The sequence below is a fragment of the Acidimicrobiia bacterium genome, from assembly GCA_036271555.1.
In the GTDB taxonomy this organism is placed as follows: domain Bacteria; phylum Actinomycetota; class Acidimicrobiia; order IMCC26256; family PALSA-610; genus DATBAK01.
The window spans coordinates 1-19,308 of sequence record DATBAK010000031.1; the positions used below are offsets into that span (position 1 = coordinate 1).

13 protein-coding genes are annotated in these 19,308 nt (G+C 69.7%); 7 read left to right on the forward strand and 6 right to left on the reverse strand.

Annotated elements, in window-relative coordinates; translation table 11 throughout:
• Nucleotides 1–746, reverse strand: a 746-nt coding sequence (locus VH914_09020; GenBank protein ID HEX4491329.1) for an LLM class flavin-dependent oxidoreductase, incomplete at its 3' end; no start/stop codon positions are given.
• A 141-nt stretch (nucleotides 747–887) separates the two neighbouring features.
• On the opposite strand from VH914_09020, the gene VH914_09025 reads away from it, so the two are divergent.
• From VH914_09025 to VH914_09035, 3 genes are all read left to right on the forward strand, one after another.
• Nucleotides 888–2,582 carry a class I adenylate-forming enzyme family protein gene (locus VH914_09025; protein HEX4491330.1) on the forward strand — a complete coding sequence of 565 codons (1,695 nt, stop codon included), beginning with the start codon at nucleotides 888–890 and terminating at the stop codon, nucleotides 2,580–2,582.
• Between the two features lie 103 nt (nucleotides 2,583–2,685).
• Nucleotides 2,686–3,324, forward strand: a complete 639-nt coding sequence (locus VH914_09030; protein HEX4491331.1) for an isochorismatase family protein — start codon at nucleotides 2,686–2,688, stop codon at nucleotides 3,322–3,324.
• Nucleotides 3,325–3,351: 27 nt separating this feature from the next.
• On the forward strand, nucleotides 3,352–4,581 hold the full coding sequence (locus VH914_09035; protein ID HEX4491332.1) for an amidohydrolase family protein: 1,230 nt from the start codon (nucleotides 3,352–3,354) through the stop codon (nucleotides 4,579–4,581).
• On the opposite strand, the gene VH914_09040 is transcribed toward VH914_09035, so the two are convergent.
• Nucleotides 4,582–7,887 carry a hypothetical protein gene (locus VH914_09040; protein HEX4491333.1) on the reverse strand — a complete coding sequence of 1,102 codons (3,306 nt, stop codon included), beginning with the start codon at nucleotides 7,885–7,887 and terminating at the stop codon, nucleotides 4,582–4,584. It abuts the gene before it with no gap.
• A gap of 66 nt (nucleotides 7,888–7,953) precedes the next feature.
• Nucleotides 7,954–9,201, reverse strand: coding sequence for a Glu/Leu/Phe/Val dehydrogenase (locus VH914_09045; GenBank protein ID HEX4491334.1), 1,248 nt, complete (start codon nucleotides 9,199–9,201; stop codon nucleotides 7,954–7,956).
• A gap of 117 nt (nucleotides 9,202–9,318) precedes the next feature.
• Between VH914_09045 and VH914_09050 the strand changes: the two genes are divergently transcribed.
• The 4 genes from VH914_09050 to VH914_09065 all read left to right on the forward strand — a co-directional run bounded on the left by VH914_09050 (nucleotide 9,319) and on the right by VH914_09065 (nucleotide 14,226).
• Nucleotides 9,319–10,779, forward strand: coding sequence for an aldehyde dehydrogenase family protein (locus VH914_09050; GenBank protein HEX4491335.1), 1,461 nt, complete (start codon nucleotides 9,319–9,321; stop codon nucleotides 10,777–10,779).
• Entirely contained in the window at nucleotides 10,776–11,771 is a 996-nt protein-coding gene (locus tag VH914_09055) for a TIGR03619 family F420-dependent LLM class oxidoreductase (protein HEX4491336.1), read from the forward strand. The genes VH914_09050 and VH914_09055 overlap by 4 nt, the downstream gene beginning before the upstream one ends.
• Nucleotides 11,772–11,892: 121 nt before the next feature.
• On the forward strand, nucleotides 11,893–12,885 hold the full coding sequence (locus tag VH914_09060) for an LLM class flavin-dependent oxidoreductase (protein HEX4491337.1): 993 nt from the start codon (nucleotides 11,893–11,895) through the stop codon (nucleotides 12,883–12,885).
• Nucleotides 12,886–12,960: 75 nt separating this feature from the next.
• Nucleotides 12,961–14,226 carry a cytochrome P450 gene (locus VH914_09065; protein ID HEX4491338.1) on the forward strand — a complete coding sequence of 422 codons (1,266 nt, stop codon included), beginning with the start codon at nucleotides 12,961–12,963 and terminating at the stop codon, nucleotides 14,224–14,226.
• A 295-nt stretch (nucleotides 14,227–14,521) separates the two neighbouring features.
• Here VH914_09065 and VH914_09070 read toward each other — a convergent pair whose 3' ends face one another.
• The 3 genes from VH914_09070 to VH914_09080 form a co-directional block, all read right to left on the reverse strand.
• Nucleotides 14,522–16,693: an MMPL family transporter gene (locus VH914_09070; GenBank protein ID HEX4491339.1), complete on the reverse strand. Its 2,172-nt coding sequence runs from the start codon at nucleotides 16,691–16,693 to the stop codon at nucleotides 14,522–14,524.
• A gap of 251 nt (nucleotides 16,694–16,944) precedes the next feature.
• Nucleotides 16,945–17,865, reverse strand: coding sequence for an alpha/beta fold hydrolase (locus VH914_09075; GenBank protein ID HEX4491340.1), 921 nt, complete (start codon nucleotides 17,863–17,865; stop codon nucleotides 16,945–16,947).
• 85 nt (nucleotides 17,866–17,950) lie between these two features.
• A complete protein-coding gene (locus VH914_09080) occupies nucleotides 17,951–19,165 on the reverse strand; it encodes a saccharopine dehydrogenase C-terminal domain-containing protein (GenBank protein ID HEX4491341.1) in 1,215 nt (404 codons plus the stop codon).
• Nucleotides 19,166–19,308 lie beyond the last annotated feature (143 nt).

The window sequence follows — 19,308 nt, forward strand, 5'->3', positions numbered from 1 at the left end:
GCCTGCGCGTCGGCGAGCGCGGTGTCGTCGGCCGCGAGCACCATCACCGCCTCGATCGACAAGCGGATCGACTCAGGGTCGCGACCGATCGCCGCGCATTCACGAGCCAAGGCCGCGCGCTTCGTGTCGAGCTCGGCGAGCGCGTACGTGGGGCAGTTCCACACGTCGGCGTAGCGCGCGACCAACGGCAACGTCCGCTTCTCGCCCGCGCCGCCGACGTGGATCGGCGGCCGCGGCTGCTGTACCGCCGGCGGCCGCACGGGAAAGTCGCGCAGCGGAAAGCGCGGCCCGTCGGTCGTCACCGACTCCGATTCGAACCCGCGCGTCACGATCTCCAATGTCTCCGCCAGCAGCTCGGTGCGCTCGGCGAGCGTGCCCCACGCCATCGCGGCGCGCTCGTGCTCGGCCGGGTAGGAGCCGCTGCCGAGCCCGAGCTCGAGCCGTCCGCCCGAGATCACGTCGAGCGTCGTCGCCATCTTGGCGAGCAGCGCGGGATGGCGGAACGTCGCCGACAGCACGAGGTGGCCGACCCGCAGCCGCGTCGTCTGCGCGAGCACGGCGGTTGCGAGCGTCCAGCCTTCGAGCGCGGGGAGGTCGGGGAGCTCCGGTCCGTACAAGTGGTCGAAGAACCAGATCGAGTGGAAGCCGAGCGCCTCGCACGCGTCGGCGCGCTCGCGGATCTGCGAATAGTCGAAGCCGAGCTGCGGCACGTAGATGCCGAACTCGACCTTCCGGCTCGCGCTCACGGCATCACCCCCGCCTGGACCGGCCCGCAGGCTAGATCGCTATCGTGCGCACCCGATGACGAGTCAGGCGCAGACCGCACGTGCGGAGGGCCCCCACTCGCGCGGGCACCGTCAGGATCGAGCACCGGAGGTCGCAGCCGCATGAGTGCCGCCGACCTCCTACCGCCCGAGTCGACCGAGATCGAGCGGCAGCTGTTGGGGCCGGGCGGGCCGTTCGAGCTCGAAGCCGGCAACGCGTTCGGCGAACCGATGACGGTCTTCAAGAACCGCACGCGCAACCTCCGCAACCTGCTGGAGAACGCGCGCAACTTCGGCGCCAACGAGTACATCGCGTTCACCGACGGCGACACGTGGCGGCGGTTCACCTACGCGGAGCACGAACGCCTCGTCGCGTCGACCGCGGCGGTGCTGCGCGAGGAGTACGGCGTCGCCAAGGGCGACCGCGTCGCGATCCTCGGCGCGAACTCGCCCGAGTGGATCGTCACGTTCTGGGCCGCGATCAGCCTCGGCGCGATCGCGGTCGGGCTGAACGGGTGGTCGACCGGACCGGAGATCAAGTACGGCGTCGGTGACAGCGATCCGAAGCTGCTCGTCGCCGACGCTCGCCGGCTCGCACGGCTCGAAGGCGCCGACCCCGGCGTGCCCGTCGTCGAGATGGAGACCGGGTTCGACGCGCTCTGGCACGCAGATACGCACGCCGAGCTGCCCGACACCGAGATCCACGAGGACGATCCGACGCTGATCCTCTACACGTCGGGTACGACCGGCCGCCCGAAGGGCGCGGTGCACACGCACGGCAACATCGGCGCGCTGCTCGCGATGAGCTTCTTCCACGGCGCGCGCGGCTTCATGGCCAAGCCGCCGCCCGCGGGCGCGCTCCCGACCTGTCAGCTGATGACGAGCCCGCTCTTCCACGTGTCGGGGCTGCACACGGGCGCGGTCGCGTTCATGGCGACCGGCGTGCGCTCGGTCTGGCTCACCGGCCGCTTCGATCCGATGACCGCGGCGCGCATCATCGAGCAGGAGCGCTGCACCGGTTGGAGCATCACCGAAACCGTGCTGCACCGCATGGTGAACCATCCCGACATCGCGAAGTACGACCTGTCGTCGCTGCGGCAGATCGGCGGTGGGGGATCGCCGGTGTCGCCGAGCCTGCAACGGAGAACGCGCGAGGTGTTCCCGAACGCGGGCGGCTCGATGGGACTCGGCTACGGCCTCACCGAATGCACCGCGCTCGCGACCGTGTGCTCGGGGCAGGAGCTCATCGACCATCCACTGTCGTGCGGCAAACCGCTGCCGACGGTGCAGCTCGAGATCCGCGACTTCGACACCGGTGAGCCGTTGCCCGCAGGCGCGGAGGGCGAGGTGTGCATTCGCTCGCCCGGCGTGATGCTCGGCTACTGGCGCAATGCAGCAGCGACTGACGCCACGATCGGTCCCGGCCGCTGGCTGCGAACCGGCGACATCGGCCATCTCGACGACGGCCGTCTCTATCTCTCGTCGCGTCGCCGCGATCTGATCCTGCGCGGCGCGGAGAACGTGTATCCGATCGAGGTCGAGAAGGCGATCGAAGACCATCCCGACGTCGCCGAGGTCGCGGTGTTCGGTGTCGACGACGCCGAGTTCGGTCAGGCGGTGAAGGCCGTCGTCGTGCCGCGCGCCGACCGCGCGCTCACCGTCGAGGACCTCCACGCGTTCACCGCCGCCGCGATCTCGTACTACAAGGTGCCGACGCAATGGGAGATCCGCAGCGAGCCGCTCCCGCGCAACGCGTCGGGAAAGATCACGAAAGAGCCGTTGCGCACCGGCGCCGCCGCGAACTTCGTGGAGGAATGACGGTGCAAACGGCACGAGCGGCGAGCGAAGCGAGCGAGCGACCTCGGTCGCTCCCATCTCGCGTCGCCGAGCGGCGAGCGCAGCGAGCGGGAGCCTAAGCACAGTGCCGCTCGATCTCCGTGCGCTCGTCGCGCCGCAGCACACCGCGCTCGTCTTGCAGGAGGTGCAGAACGGCGTGGTCGGCACGCCGTCGGCGCTGCCCGCGCTCGCGGAGGCCGCGGCCGCCGTCGACCTCGTCGGCAACTGCGCGCGTCTCGCGAGCGCCGCACGTCGAGCAAAGGTCCCCGTGTTCCATTGCACCGCGGAGATGCGCGCCGACGGACAGGGTCGCAACCGCAACGCGCGGCTGTTCGTCGGCATCGAGAAGTCGCCCGTGAAGATCGCGCCCGGCACCGACGCGGTGAGCGTGCCCGAAGCGATCGGCGTCGAGCCCGGCGACATCGTGTTGCCGCGCCATCACGGCGTCGGCCCGATGACGGGCACGCAGCTCGACCCGATGCTGCGCAACCTCGGTGTGCGCACGATCGTCGGCGTCGGCGTGTCGGTGAACATCGGCATCACGAGCCTGTCGTTCGACGCGGTGAACTGGGGCTACCAGATCGTGCTGCCGCGCGACGCGATCGCGGGGGTGCCGTCCGAGTACGCGGCCGCGGTGATCGACAACACGCTCTCGCTCCTCGCCACGCTCACGACGACCGCCGCGATCGTCGAGGCGTGGGGCGGCGGCGCCCAGGAAACCTGACGGATCGTCAGGTCTAAGCTCGATCCCATGGCGAACGCGACGAACGATCTGCCCACGATCCCGCCGATCATCTCGGTCGACGACCATGTGATCGAGCCCGCGAACGTGTGGCAGGACCGGCTCCCGGAGAAGTTCAAGGAGCAGGGTCCGAAGCTCGTGCGCAGCAAGACGAAGTCGATGAGCTTCGTCGGCGGTGTGTTCTCGTACGAAGAGGCCGGTCCCGACGAAGACGGCACGTGGTGCGACTGGTGGCACTGCGAGGACCTGCGTTCGCCGCTCACGCGGCTCTCGGCCGCGGCGGGCTACCCGCGTGACGAGATCACCGTCTCGCCGATCACGATGGACGACATGCGCCCCGGCTGCTGGAAGCAGAAGGAGCGGCTCGAGGACATGGACGTGAACCACGTCGAGGCGTCGCTCGCGTTCCCGAGCTTCCCGCGCTTCTGCGGGCAGACGTTCCTCGAGCGGCGCGACAAGGAGCTCGCGGATCTCTGCGTGAAGGCCTACAACGACTGGATGTTCGACGAGTGGTGCGCGGGCACCGGCGGCCGTCTGATCCCGCTCCCGATCGTGCAGCTGTGGGACGCCGAGCTCGCGGCCGCGGAGGTGCGACGCAGCGCGGCGCGCGGCGGTCGCTCGGTCTGCTTCAGCGAGATCCCGCCGTTCCTCGGGCTGCCGTCGGTGCACGACGCCGAGGGCTACTGGGACCCGTTCTTCCGCGCCTGCGCGGAGACCGGCACCGTCGTGTCGATGCACATCGGCTCGTCGTCGAAGATGCCGTCGACGTCGGTCGACGCGCCCGCTGCGGTCGGCTCGACGCTCACCTACATGAACGCGGCGATGTCGCTCACCGACTACCTCATGTCGGGTGTGTTCGAGAAGTTCCCCGACCTCGTCGTCGCGTACTCCGAAGGTCAGATCGGCTGGATCCCCTACGTCCTCGAGCGCGCCGACAAGGTGTGGGAGGACAACCGCGGGTGGGGCGGCGTCGCCGACAAGGTGTTGAAGCCGCCGTCGGAGTACTACAAGGACCATGTCTACGGCTGCTTCTTCGACGACCCCCACGGTTTGCAGTCGCTCGAGTCGGTCGGCGTCGACAACGTGACCTTCGAGACCGACTATCCCCACAGCGACTCGACGTGGCCCGACACGGAGAAGGTCGCGCAGCGGTTGATGGCCGGCCTCGACGACGACACGATCCGCAAGCTCGTCCGCGGCAACGCGATCAAGATGTTGCAGCTCGACTTCGAGCCGTAGCTACCGCCAGTCGGCGGTCAGCGCGTTGATCTGTCCGCCGAGGTGGTACCCGAGGATGCGGTAGTCGTCGAACTGATCGGCGTCGAACCACTGGTCGCCGGTCGAGTCGTTGGGGAAGCTGCCGTTGCCGACCGCGTAGCTCACGACGTCGAGCGGCGTCGTCGGATCGAGCACCGCGCGCCCGATGACGAGCGTGCCTTGCTCGTCGCCCGTCATCCCGGCTTCGGGCGGGTAGCTGAACTTGATCGTCGTCACCGCATGCTTCGCGACGCGCTCGGCGACGGCCTTGACGACCGCGTCCGGCGGTTGCGTGAGCTTCCCGCCGCCCGGCGCGTTGTCCCATGCGTTCGGTTCCGGCTCGGCGGTGGCCGCTTTGTCGTGCGTCGCTCGTGAGTCGCGCGTGGACGTCGAATCGTGCGTCTCGCTCGCGTCGTGTCGCTCGATCGTCTCGTGCACGGTGATCGACTCGTGCTTCTCGACCGTCTTCTTCGTCGCGTCCTTCTTCTTGTCGTCGTCAGACGGTGGCGCGGCCTTCGACGGAAGTTCGAACGTGACGCCGAGCTCCTGCTGCGCGAGTCGGATGGCTTGCGCGACCGTCGTGAGCGCGCCGGACGCGTCGCCCGACGCGTCGACGCACACGATGTTCATGCACCGGCGGCGGAACAGCTCGACGAGTCCGAGATTCTCGTAGTGCCCGCCGTCGGAAACGAGGACGAAGCGACCGCGCGGCGAGTAGCGCCCGAAGATCTCGTGGATCCAATACCGGAGGTCGCGGCGGCTCTGCCAGAAACGCCCGGGAGGGAAGTCCTCGCTCTCGACATCCCTCGGGTTCGGAAGCCACACACCGAGCCGCGCGTTCGTGATCGCGAACACCGAGTTCAGCGTGCCCATGCTCTGGCGGCCCATCGCCGAGCCGAACGCGGCGCCGCAGATCGCGATCGCGCCGAACATCGACACGTCGCCGTCCCAGTGCCGCTTGGCGAGCGCGTCCTCCATGGCCGAGGTCGCACACCACCCGATCTCGGGACCGCCGATCCACTCCGAGGTGAAGGTCCAAGACACCGCACGGTGACCGGGTGGCGCGACGTCGGGACCCGAGACCTGTGCGGCGCCACACAGCACGAGCTCCGGTCGGCCGTCGATGCGCGTTGCGTGACTCGACAATCTCGTCGGAGTCGACCAGCGCCGTGCGTCGTCGTGATCGTCGTCGTCGTGGTCGTCGTGGTCATACGTGAATGCCGACCAGAGGCGACGCTTGTAGAAACGGTGCATCGACCAGTTGACCGCGTCGATCGAGAACACCGCGACGAGCACGATCGCAAGGCCGACTGCGGTGATGAGCAGACTGTCGGCGGCCCAGCCGCCGACGCGGACGAACGTGCCGCGCGCGCCCCCCGACCGCGCCTGCGCCGCGAATGCGGTGACGTAGGCAAGGACTGCGAGGACGATGGCCGGGCCGGCGACGAGCTCCGCGAGTCCCTTCTCCCAATACTGCGCGACGCCGGTGGCCTTCGGCTTCGTCGCCGTGGGGTCGGCGGGCGCGGCGCCGCCGGTCGTCTCGCGGCCGAGCGCGTTGATGTTCACCTTGCCGAGCAAGGCGGCGACGATCGCGGTCGGCCACGCGGCCGCGACTGCGCCCGTCGGATGACCCAGGGCCCCCGCGATCCAGTGCCCGAGCGAGTTGAGCAGCGGAAGCACGACCGCCGTCAGCGCGAGAAAGCCGGCGGCGAGACCGAAGCCGATCGCGATCGAGACCGCGAGGCCTGAGCGTCGCGCCGCCAACTGCTTCCCGCCGGCGCGCGGCAGCGCGTGGCCCCGGTGGGCGGTGGCGAGCACGAGCGCGGGGAGACCGAGGATCGCGATCGCGGCGACGGCGTACATCGGGATCGACGGCCACGACCCGACGAGCGGGTCGACGGAGGTCTGCTGGGCGCCGAGGAAGAACCGGCCGAGCCAGCCGAGTGGCTGCGCGGCGACGATCACCGCGAGCGTGATCAGGATGAGGTTGCCGAGCAGCTTCCCGAGCAGCTGTCCGATCGCGTTCGCCCATTCGCCCGCGCCGTCCGCGAGGTAGTTGCCGTGCCGGCGGAGGTGGTCCTCTTCCGCCGAGCCGGGTCGAAACGGCAGCGCGTGATTCGGATCCAGCGACTGGTGCAGCTGCGCCGCGCCCGCGATGTAGCCGCCGCCGCTCACCGCGCTGAGATAGCGCGCGCGTGAGAAGAGTGACTTCTTCATGTGGGCGGCCGGCTCCTGCAGGCGCTGCATCACGCCCAGCGAGAACGACGCGCTGCGAATACCGCCGCCGGAGAAGCAGACGCCGATCTTGCCGTGATCGTCCTTCGTCTGACCCTGCACGTCGTAGCGCTCGCACCGATCGAGAGCAGGGATGTCGACGCCGTGTCGAGGCGTGCCCGGAGGCTGCGAGGTCAGGCCGTCGCGTCGACGCATGCGCGGACGCCGCGAGGTCACCCGGTCGCGTCGATCCGCGTCCGAACGCAACAGCGTCACGACGGCGAGCACGAACGCAATCGCGAAGACGACGACGAGACTCCATTTCACCGTCGCCGCCATCGTCGTCAACAGGGGCCATCGTGTCGACGCCGGATGATCGAGCGCGTGGATCAGGAAGATGTCCTCCGCGATGTCGAAGAGCGCGGCGGCGACCGCCGCGGCCGCGCCGCCGAACAAGAACGCGCGAGCGGAGCCGGTGCGCGCGCGCAGGCCACCGAGGGAGCACACCGCGAGACCGGCGAGCCCGTACAGGGCGATGAAGATCCAGTCGCGGTCGACGTCGTCGCGCGCGTGCTTTCGCCAGCACGCCTCCCGCGCCTGGCCTGCGGGACCCTTACACGGGTCGACGTTGGCCGGCACCGGCTTCGATGGACGCGGCTTCGGACACGAGCTCGAGTCGGTCGTCGTCGCCGACGAGTTGGTCTTCAGCGACGCTTCGAACTTGCGAGACGTCGACCCCGCGGGCGTCTCGGTCGTGTGCGAGGTCTTGACGCTGAGCTCACGGTCGTCGCTGCTCGTCGCCTCTTTCTCGCATTTCAACGGCGTCGCGCTCCCGCCGAGCGCGGGGCCGTGACCCGCGAAGATCGCGTCGAGCGTGCCGCGGTCGCCCGCCATCTCGAGGCGCACCGGGTTCGGCTCGTGGTCGGTCGGGCGGGTGATGAAGAGCCCGACGACGATCGCCGCGAGCGCAACTGCGACGATGAGAATGCGCGACGACCGCTTGGGGCCGCGAATGCGCAGCAACACCTTGTCGAGCCAGGACGCGCGCGACGAGTCGTTCTCGGTCGCTGTCATTCGGCCACCCCCACATTCCCCACCATTGCGGCCGCCCGCGGGCGGGAGAGTAGACCCGATCCGCAGCTAGGGCCAGAGGCCGCGCGCGGCGATGCCTTCGCCGACGCGCTCGACCGCGACGGCGTACGCGGCGCGGCGCAGCGACACCCCGAGCGCCTCGCTGCGCGCCCACATCGCGAGGAACGCCTCCTCGAGGTAACGCGCGAACCGATCCGACGCGACGCTCTGCTCCCACGCGACGCCTTGACGGTTCTGCGCCCACTCGAAGTACGAGACGGTGACGCCGCCCGCGTTGGCGAGGATGTCGGGGATCACGACGATGCCCCGTTCCGCGAGCACGCGGTCGGCGCCCGCGGTCGTCGGTCCGTTCGCAGCCTCGACGACGACCTGCGTCGCGATGCGTTGCGCGACCGATTCGTCGATCGTGCTCGCGAGCGCGGCGGGCACCGCGAGCTCCGACGGAACTTCCCAGAGCGCGTCGGCGGGGACGGTGTCGGCGAGCGGGAAGTCCGCGACGCTGCCGGTCTCGGCGACGTGCCGCGACAGCTCGGGAATGTCGAGGCCGACGCGATTGACCACGGCGCCACCGCGGTCGCACGTCGCGACGACGCGCATGCCGGCCGAGTGCAAGAGGAACGCGAGCGGCGCACCGACGGTGCCGAAGCCCTGGATCACCACGCGCGATCCCGCGACCTTCAATCCCATCTGATGGAACGTGTTGCGCACGGTCATGAGCACGCCGGCCGCGGTCGCGCCCTCGTGCTGCTGCGTGCCGCCGATCGAGAGCGGCTTCCCGGTGACCGACGCCGCGAGCTGCCGACCGTGCGCGAGCGACACGGTGTCCATGAGCCAGCCCATCACCTGCGAGTCGGTGTTGACGTCGGGTGCGGGGACGTCGCGCTCGGGACCGAGCAGCGGGAGGATCTCCCACGTGTAGCGGCGCGTCAGCCGCTCGAGCTCACCGAGGCTGAGCGTCGCGGGGTCGCAGCGCACACCGCCCTGCGCGCCGCCGAACGGCAGGTCGAGCAGCGCGGTCTTGAACGTCATGCCCGCGGCGAGCGCGCTGACTTCGGCGCGGTCGAGCTCGGGGTGGAAGCGGATCCCGCCCTTCGCCGGCCCGCGGGTCGTGTCGTGGTGCACCCGCCAGCCCGTGAACACGTCGATGCGGCCGTCGTCACGGCGCACCGGCACGCTGACCTCGAGCATCCGCTGCGGCCCGCGCAGCATGCCGTGGATGTCGGGGTCGAGCCCGACGAGCTTGGCGGCGTCGTCGACGAGGTCGAGCACCTCCGCCCAGCGTTCGTCGCCGTTCACGGGTCTGATACTTCCACCCACGAACCTGCAATCGGCGGCGCTGCGGGCGTGACCAGAAAAATAGAACGCGTTACTATTCGCCCTCGCACCAGCCCGGCCGGTTCGAGGGGAGTTGCCGTGTCCGACGTCCGCACACTGCTCATCGGCGGGGAGTGGGTCGAGGGCGCCGACGGCGCCTACGAAGTGGTGAACCCGGCCACCGAGGAGGTCGTGGGGCTCGCTCCCGAGGCGTCCGTCGCGCAGGTGGAGGACGCGGCCCGCGCCGCGCGCGAGGCGTTCCCCGCGTGGTCGCGCACGAGGCCGGAGGCGCGCGCCGAGCTGCTGCGCAAGGCCGCGGCGGCGATCCGTGCGCACGCCGACGAGCTCGTCCCGCTCGTCATCTCCGAGACCGGCTGCACCACGATGCTCGGCAAGTCGATGCAGGTGCCGCAGGCTGCGGTGCGCTTCGACCGCTACGCGCAGGGCGCGTTGGAGCCGACGGTCATCCCGCTGCCGCCGACCGAGATGCCGACCACCGCGCTCGCGCCGGGCGGGATCATGGGTGCGATCGCGCGCCGGATCCCCGTCGGTGTCGTCGGTGGCATCACGCCGTACAACTTCCCGATCGTGAACATGGCCGGCAAGCTCGGTCCCGCGCTCGCGATGGGCAACACGGTGATCGTGCGACCTGCGTCGCAGGACCCGCTCGCGGTGATCGACCTCTGCCGCATCCTCCAGGACGTGGGCTTCCCGCCCGGTGTCATCAACTGCGTGACCGGTTCGACGCCCGCGTCGGGGCAGGCACTCGTCGACTCGCGCGACGTCGACATGATCTCGTTCACGGGGTCGACCAACGTGGGCACGAGCATCGCCGAGGCCGGCGGGCGCACGATGAAGCGGTTGTTGCTCGAGCTCGGCGGCAAGGGCGCCGGTCTCGTGCTCGACGACGCGAACATCAAGACCGTCGTCACGATGCTCGGCTCGGTGTGGACGTTCCACGCGGGTCAGATCTGCACTGCGCCGACGCGCGTGATCGTGCACCGCTCGAAGTACGACGAGCTCGTGCAGGGGCTCGCGGCCATGGCCGGCTTCCTGAAGGTCGGCGACCCGCTCGACAAGAAGACCGTGGTCGGTCCGCTCATCACGGGCGCGCATCGCGACCGCGTCGAGAGCTACATCGCGTCCGCGCGTGAGGAAGGCGCCGAGGTCGTCGCCGGCGGCGGCCGTCCGGAGAACCTCGAGAAGGGCTTCTTCCTCGAGCCCACGCTGGTCGCGAACTGCCGTCCCGACATGAAGGCCGTGCGCGAGGAGATCTTCGGTCCCGTCATCGTCGTCGTGCCGTTCGACGACGACGAGGAAGGCATCGCGATCGCGAACGACAGCGATTTCGGCCTCTACGACTACGTGTTCAGCAGCGACTCGGCGCGCGCGATGAAGGTCGGGCGCCGGTTGCGCGCCGGCAACATCGGGATCAACACCGTGCAGCGCAACCACGAGACGCCGTTCGGCGGCACGAAGTACAGCGGCGTCGGTCGCGACGGCGGCTCGTTCGGCCTGCACGCGTACAGCGAGCTCCAGAGCGTGGTCTGGCCCGGATGAGCACCGACACGTCGACGGGTGGGCCGACGGTCACGGTCGTCCCGCACGGTCAGATGGTCTACGGGCTGCAGCTGCCGGTGCAGGCGTTGAGCGTCCGCATCGCCGCGCCGTGGGAGAACGACGCGACACCGGCCGATCTCGTGCGCTGCGCGCAGGCGTGCGACGACGCCGGCTTCTTCTACGTCGCGGTGTGCGACCACGTCGCGGTGCCGCGCGAGCCGGCCGAGATGATGAGCACGCAGTGGTACGACCCGGTCGCGACGTTGTCGTACCTCGCGGCCGCGACGACGCGCACGCGACTCATGACGAACGTGTACGTGCCCGCGTACCGCCATCCGCTACAGGTCGCCAAGGCGTTCGCCACGCTCGACGCGCTGTCGGGCGGGCGCGTGATCCTCGGCGTCGGCGCGGGGCATCTCGAAGGCGAGTTCGACGCGTTGGGCGTGTCGTTCGCGGAGCGCGGCGCGCTGCTCGACGAGGCGATCGACGGCATCGTCGCCGCGTGGACCGCCGAGTACCCCGACCTCGACGGGCCCCGCTGGCCCGCCCACGGGCTCGGGCAACGCCCGCGCCCGGTGCAGCAACCGCGGCCGCCGGTGTGGATCGGCGGCTCCGGGAAGCCGGCGTTGCGGCGCGTCGCCGCGCGCGGCGACGGCTGGATCCCGCAGGGCACGCCGCGCAAGCAGATGCCCGGCGACATCGCGTACGTGCTCGAGCACCGCGACACGGTGCGCCCGGGCGTGCCGATCGACTTCGGCTTCATCGCCGAGTACGTGTACGTCGGCGAGTCGACGTGGGCGTTCCCCGACTACACGGTGTCCGGCACGCAGCAGCGCATCGTCGACAAGCTCAACGCGATGGGGGAGATGGGCGTCAACCATCTCCAGATCCGTCTGCGCGCGCGCGACCTCGACGAGATGTGCGACCAGATCGCGGCGTTCGGCTCCGAGATCGGCCCGCACCTCGTGTGCGAGCAGCCGGCGGGGTCGTGACGACGGTGCGTTCCCGCAGGGACGGTCCGGTGGCTGAGGCGTCAGGAGCGGCGAGCGCCCGCGGCCCGGGTATCCCGGGCGGCAGCGAGCGCGACCGTGAACAAGGAGCGAGCGAACAGTCATGACGATGTTGACCATGCGGCACGACTTCCGGGCGCCCGCGTTCGGACCGGCGTCGAGCCAGGAGATCTACGCGGCCGCGCTCGAGCAGTATCGGTGGGCCGACGCGCAGGGCTGGGACCTCGCGGTCCTGTCGGAGCATCACGGCATCGACGACGGCTGGTTGCCCGCGCCGCTCACGATCGCGGGCGTCATCCTCGGAGCGACGAAGCGCATCCCTGTGTTCGTGTCGGCATCGATCCTGCCGCTGCACGACCCGGTGCGCATCGCCGAGCAGATCGCGGTGCTCGACAATGCCGCGCCGGGCCGGCTCATGACCGTCTTCGGCGCGGGCTACAAGCACGAAGAGTTCGCGATGGCGGGCATGGACCATGCGGCGCGCGGCGCGACGCTCGAGGAGTACGTCGACGTCGTCGTGCGCGCGCTCACCGGCGAGCCGTTCGAGTGGCAAGGCCGCACGATCACGGTGACGCCGACACCGGTGACGAAGCCGCACCCGGCGATCCTCGTCGGCGGCGGCGCGCCCGCGGCGGCGCGGCGGGCCGCGCGATTGAAGTTGCCGATGATGCCGATGAACACGGACCCTCGGCTCACGACCGCGTACCAGGAGGAATCGGAACGGGTCGGCTACACGGGCGGCTTCGTGATGGTGCCGACGGGGCCGACGTTCGTGCACGTGACGCACGATCCCGAGCGCACGTGGTCGCAGATCGGCGATTACCTGCTCTACGAGGCGAAGACGTACGCGTCGTACCAGACGCCGGGTCAGCACTCGACGCCGATGGTCGACGCCGCGAACGTCGACGACCTCCAAGCGTCGCCGCAGATCCTCGTCGGCACTCCCGACGACATCGTCGTCGCCGCCGCGAAGGTGCCGCCGACCGGCGCGCTCACCTTCAACCCGCTGGCCGGCGGCCTGCCACCCGAGCTCGCGTGGGAGAGCCTCGAGTTGTTCGCCGCCGAGGTGCACCCGCGGTTGAAGGCCGCGGGCTGAGGCGCGGGTCCGCACGACCGCTGCGAGAACACGTTCTACTCTTGACGAGATCGCCCCAAAGCCCGAGGAGGCACGGTGGCAACCACCTCTGAGCCCACGCTCGCCGACATCGACCTCACCGACATGGATCGCTTCGCCGAGCGCTTCCCGCACGAGTGGTTCACACTCCTGCGGCGCGAGGCGCCGGTCTGGTTCCACGAGCCGACGCCCGAGATCATGGACGGCGACGGCTTCTGGGTCGTGACGAAGTACGACGACGTCGTCAGCGTGTCGCGCGACTGGCAGACCTATTCGTCGGAGAAGTCGCCGTCGCGCGAGGGCGGCGGAATCATGATCAACGACGCGGCACCGGAGTTCGGTGTCGGCAACATGATGCTGATGATGGACCCGCCGAAGCACACGCGTTATCGCAAGATCGTGATGTCGGCGTTCACGCCGCGTGTGTTGAAGCTCTTCGAAGCCACGATCAAGCGGCGCGCGACGGAGATCGTCGACTCGGTGTGCGAGCGCGGTGAGTGCGACTTCGTGAACGACATCGCCGCGGAGCTGCCGCTGCAGGCGATCGCCGAGATCCTCGGCGTGCCGCAGACCGATCGCAAGAAGCTGTTCGACTGGACGAACGCGATGGTCGGCAGCACCGACCCCGAGTACGTCGTCGACGAAGCCGACGTGGCCAACGCGCAGGTCGAGATGTTCACGTACGCGAACGACCTCGCGGTCGAGAAGCGGGCGAAGCCGACCGACGACATCGTCACGGCGATCCTCAACGCCGAGGTCGACGGTGAGCGTCTCGACGAGCTCGAGTTCGACCTGTTCTTCATGCTGCTCACGGTCGCGGGCAACGAGACGACGCGGAACGCGATCAGCCACGGGATGCTGGCGTTCTTCGAGAACCCGGACGAGTGGAGGAAGCTCGAGAAGGACCGCTCGCTGATGTCGGGTGCGGTCGACGAGGTCGTGCGCTGGGCGAGCCCCGTCATCTACTTCCGTCGCTCGGTCACGCAGGACACGGAGCTGCGCGGCCACAAGATCAAAGAGGGCGACAAGATGACGATCTGGTACCCGTCGGCGAACCGCGACGAGGACGTCTTTGCCGACCCGTTCAGCTTCGACATCACGCGCACACCCAACGACCACCTCGGCTTCGGTGGTCGCGGCCCGCACTTCTGCCTGGGCATGAATTTGGCGAAGATGGAGATGAGCGCGATCTACAACGAGCTGCTCGACCGCGTCCCCGACATCCAGTACGGCGGGCGTAACGACCGGCTGCGCTCGAACTTCATCAACGGGATCAAGCGCATCCCGGTGTCGTTCTCGCCGAGCAAGCCGGTTCTGGGCTGACGGGCTCGGCGGGAGCGACCCGCCGGCCGCGTCACGTCAGCGGTTTCACCATCACCAGGCACGCATCGCTCGGCCAGATGTTGAAGTGCTCCTCCAGCGGGAGGAAGCCGAGCGCCGCGTAGAACGCGCGGGTGCGGGCATAGGGCTCGTACTCGTCTCCGGCAACTCGGCGAGCAATGCGGCGGTCTCGTCGGGCCTCGGGGTCCCGCTCTCGATCTCGATGTCCACCGCGCGATCGTGCCCGATCTGCACGCGCCCCGCCCGCGAGCGCGGCGAGGGACGTGCGCGACGCGGGTCAGTCGCCGGCGACGAGCTGCGGTTCGGGCGCGGCGGGCGGCGCGGAAGTGGTGCTGCCCTCGACATGGATGCGGGGGATCCACTCGAGCCAGCTCGGGAACCACCAGTTGCGGTCGCCGAGGAGCTCCATCGTCGCGGGCACGAGCACGAGGCGCACGACGGTCGCGTCGATGAACACCGCGAACGCGAGCCCGAAGCCGATGAGCTTGAGCACGCGCATGTCGGAGAGCACGAAGCTCGCGAACACGCAGATCATGATCGCGGCCGCGGCGGTGATGAGTCGCGCGGTCTTCGCGAGCCCGTGTGCGACCGCGGCGGCGTTGTCGTGGTCGCGGTCGTACTCCTCTTTGATGCGGCTGAGGAGGAACACCTCGTAGTCCATCGAGAGGCCGAAGACGATCGCGAACAGCATCATCGGCACCCACGCCTCGATCGGGCCTTCCTTCCCGATGCCGACGACGTTCTTGAGCCAGCCGAACTGGAAGATCGCGACGATCACGCCGTAGGACGCGCCGATCGACAGCAGGTTCATGATCACGGCCTTCAACGGCACGAGCAGTGATCGGAACACGAGCATCAACAGCACGAAGCTGAACAGCAAGATCGCGAGGAACATGTACGGCAACCGCTGACCGAGCGTGTCGGCGAGGTCGACGCCGATCGCGGTCTGCCCGCCGACGTGGAAGTCGAGGTTCGTGCCACTCGTCGCGTCGGGGATCGTGTGATCGCGGAGCCGGTGCACGAGCTCGGTGGTGCTCGCGTCCTGCGGCGAATGCTTGGGCACGACCTGGAGCAGCACGCCCTTGCCGTTGGGACTCGCGATCGGCGGGCTCACCTGCGCGACATCCGAGTCGTGCGCGATCGTCGTCGCGAGCTTGCCTGCGGCCGCGAGATCGTCGGGTCCGTTGATCTCGCTCGCGACCAGCAAGGGGCCGTTGAACCCGGGACCGAATCCCTGGCTCAGCAGGTCGTAGGCGCGCCGCGTCGTGAGCTTGGTCGGGTCGTTGCCGGCGTCGGCGACACCGAGCCGCAGGGAGAAGAACGGGATCGCGAGCACGACGAGGATCAGCAGGCCCGTGATCGCCGCGGTCCACGGCCGTGCCTGCAGTGCGCGGCTCCAGCGCGCCCAGAAGCTCTGCTCGGCCGGCCGCGGCTTCCGCGCGCTCGGCAGCGCGAGCTTGTCGATCGTGTGGCCGACGAAGCCGAGCACCGCGGGGAGCAGCGTGACCGCCGCGGCCATCACGAAGAGCACCGCGAGCGAGGCGCCGATCGCGAGCCCGCGGATGAACGACACGCCGATCAGGAAGAGACCGAGCAGCGAGATCACAACGGTGCCGCCGGCGAAGAGCACCGCGCGCCCGCTCGTGTCGAGCGCGTGTACCACGGCTTCTTCGGGATCCGCGCCTTCGTGCAATCGCTCCCGGTAGCGCGTCGCGATGAACAACGCGTAGTCGATGCCGACACCGATACCGATCATCGCGGTGACCTGCGGCGCGAACGACGGAACGTCGAGGAAGCGCGCGAGCAGGTTCACGCCCGCGAGCCCGATGCCGATGCCGAAGAGCGCGGTCATGATCGGTAGGCCCATCGCGAGCAGCGATCCGAACGCGAGCAGCAGGATCAGCACGGCCGCGAGGATGCCGATCGCCTCGCTCGCGGGTTGCGTCTGGTCGGTGAACATCGATCCGCCCAGCTCGACCTTCAGCGAGCCCGTGTTCGCGTCCTTCGCGATCGTGCGCATGTGCTTCGCGAGATCGACCGGAACGTCGTTCGCCTGCACGTCGAACAGGATCTCCGCGTACGCGATCGTGCCGCTGTGCGAGACGAAGCGCGCGCCGGCCGGCGTGTACGGGCTCGTGACCGACACCACGTGCGGCTCGGTGCGGATCTTCGCCATCACCGGGTCGATCGCGGCCTGCACCGATGCCGCGCGGACGCCGCCGGACCCGGTGGACTCGAAGACGAGGTCGCCGGTGTCGCCCTTGCGCTGGAACTCCTTGCCCAGGACGTCGAACGCCTTTTGCGACTGACTGCCCGGTAGCGAGAACGTCTTCAGCAGGTCGCCCCCGGCCGTCTGCCCGAGGACGCTGATGCCGATCAGCGCGACGAGCCAGACCGCGACGACGGTCCGGCGGCGGCGATAGCACCAAGCAGCGGTTCGACTCAGCATGCGCGTCAGCCCTGTCTCGTGAACGGAGTGGGGGGAACGTCACGAGGTCCGACCGCCGCGGCGGGCGAAGCTCATCGCTCCGTCAGGATGACCGACGATACGGCGGCGGTGTGACAGTCGAGGCCGTGACATTCGTCACGCGGCGGCGGACAACCGTGATCGGCTGAGCCCGCGGGCGGAGCGATCAGCGTGGCCCGCCCACTCCCATCCCGCGTCACGCAGCGGCGAGCGCAGCGCGCGCGACCAGAAATTCAGCCGCCGATTCCCGGCGCCACGGGGACGCAGGGTGGCGGCGTGGCGTGCGCGGGGTCGAGCGCGTTCACGACGTCGGCGAGCGCGACCCGGTCGTAGATGATCGCGAGGTGGTCGCCGAAGTCGATCGGGCACTGGTCCTGCACCGTGATGTTCGTGACGCCCGGTCCGTTCAGGAACGCGGAGGTGTACGGAGTCACCACGTCGTCGTACTTCGTCTCGATCACGGTGTAGGCGACGTGCGGGCGCGTCTCGCTCCCCGCGTCGAGGTGCGCGAGGAACGCGGACCCGGCCATCTGCTCGGAGCACGCGGCACACCCGGGAATCGCGCCGGCGCCGCTCCCGAACGCCGACGCGAGCGTGCTGAGGCCGAACAGCGTCGTGCCGTGGTTCGACGGCGCGAGGCCGACGAGCGCGTGCACCTTCGACGCGCCACCGAGGAAGTCGATGTAGTAGCGCGGCATCATGCCGCCCTGCGAGTGGCCGACGATGTCGACGCGCTTCGCGTGGGTCGCCTGCAGGACGGACGTGACGAACGCGCCGAGCTGGGCGGCGGAGTCCTCGATCGCGCCGGTCGCCTGGATGGGATTGCCGGCCGCGCCGCCGTAGTTCAACGCGAACACGCAGAAGCCGTCGTTCGCGAGGAGCGGCGAGAGCGCCTGCCAGCTGTCGGTCATGTCGCCGAACGTGCCGTGCACCAGCACGACCGGATACGGGTGCGCGGCACTCGGCCGGCACGAGAAGTTGTTCGCGCCGGGCGGCACCGCTCCGGGATGCAGCGACTCGGCGACGATGCCCGCGCCGAAGTCGTACGGGACCGGGTAGTGCGCGGCGGCGCCGGCCGACGGCGCGGCGAGGAGCCCGATCGTCGCCGTCCCGATTGCCAGCACGCCGACCGCGAGCTTCCGGAACCCGAGCATCTGCGACCTCCCCCGGCGCCGAGCCCGGCGCGACCGGAGAGCCGTTCCCGACCGGGTGGGTCGCCAAACCGCGGCGTGCCCCGACTCAGACAGAGAGCTCGGTCTGCTCCCATGGCTCGCCGGCGTCGCGCATGAGGTCGAGGAACGGCACCGCGTCGAACGCCTCCGGTCCGAGCACACCCGCCCCCTGCCAGGCGCCGTTCGCGAGCAGCTCGAGCGCGAGCACCGGATTGATCGCGGTCTGCCACACGACGGGCTGCGTGCCGTGCTTCGCCATCGTCTCCGCCGCGTCGGCGACGTGATACAGGTAGGTCGAGCGCGGCGAGCCGTCGCGGCCGGTGCCGCGCACCCACGTGCCCGCGCACGTGCGCCCACGCATGCGGTCGCCGAGCGTCGCCGGATCGGGGAGCGCGGCGGCGACGACGTCGCGCGGCGCCACCGCCGTTCCGCGCACGGTCACGGGCTGCTTCGAGTCGAGCCCGGTCTTGTGCAGGACGCGCAGCACCTCGATGAACTCGTCACCCAGCCCGTACTTGAACGTCGCGCGGGCGCAGTCGATCCAGCGCGGTACGAGCAACACCTCTTCGTGCTCGACGTTCACGCACTCGATCGGACCGATGCCCGCGGGGAAGTCGAACGTCTCGGGTTCGGAGAACGGCTCGGTGGTGAACCAGCCGCGCTCGCGCTCCCAGATGACCGGCGGGTTCAGACACTCCTCGATCGTCGTCCAGATCGAGAACGTCGGCGCGAACGCGTAGCCCTCGATCACGAGGTTGGCGCCGTCGCGCACGCCCACTTCGTCGATCGTGTCGAACAGGTGGTCGGCCGCGTAGCGCGCCGCGACGTCGGAGAACCCGGGCTCGGTCCCGATGCCGACGAGCGCGAGCAACCCGCGTTCCTCCCACTGTGATGCGACCGCGAACTGCGCGTCGCCGAGCTTCACGCCGGTCTTGACGAACGGGTCGTTGGGATCGGGTTCCGACAGGTGCATCGCCATGTCGAGATAGGTGCAACCGGTGTCGAAGGCGGCGTCGAAGATGGGCGGGTTGAAGCGCGGATCGCACGCGTTCACGATCACCGTCGCGCGCGAGGCGCGCGCCAGCTCGGCGATGGCCGACGGGTCGGACGCGTCGACGGTCGCCGCCTCGAAGCGCGCGTCTGCGGGCAACTTGTCGACGGCCGTCTGCGCGCGGCGCGCGTCGATGTCGGCGACGACGAGATGTTCGAAGAAGTCGCGCCGCTGCGCCGCCACCGCGATCGCGGAGCCGACACCGCCGGCTCCGACGACGAGGACGCGCATCACCACAGCTGGTCGGTGTACGTGTCGGTCCCGGGAACGGTCGCCCGGAACGGCGACACGAAAACCGCGCGCCCGATGCCGTCGCGCTCGAGGTCCGCGCCGAGCGACGCGAACTTCGCGTCCCACACCGCGGGCAGGTCGTC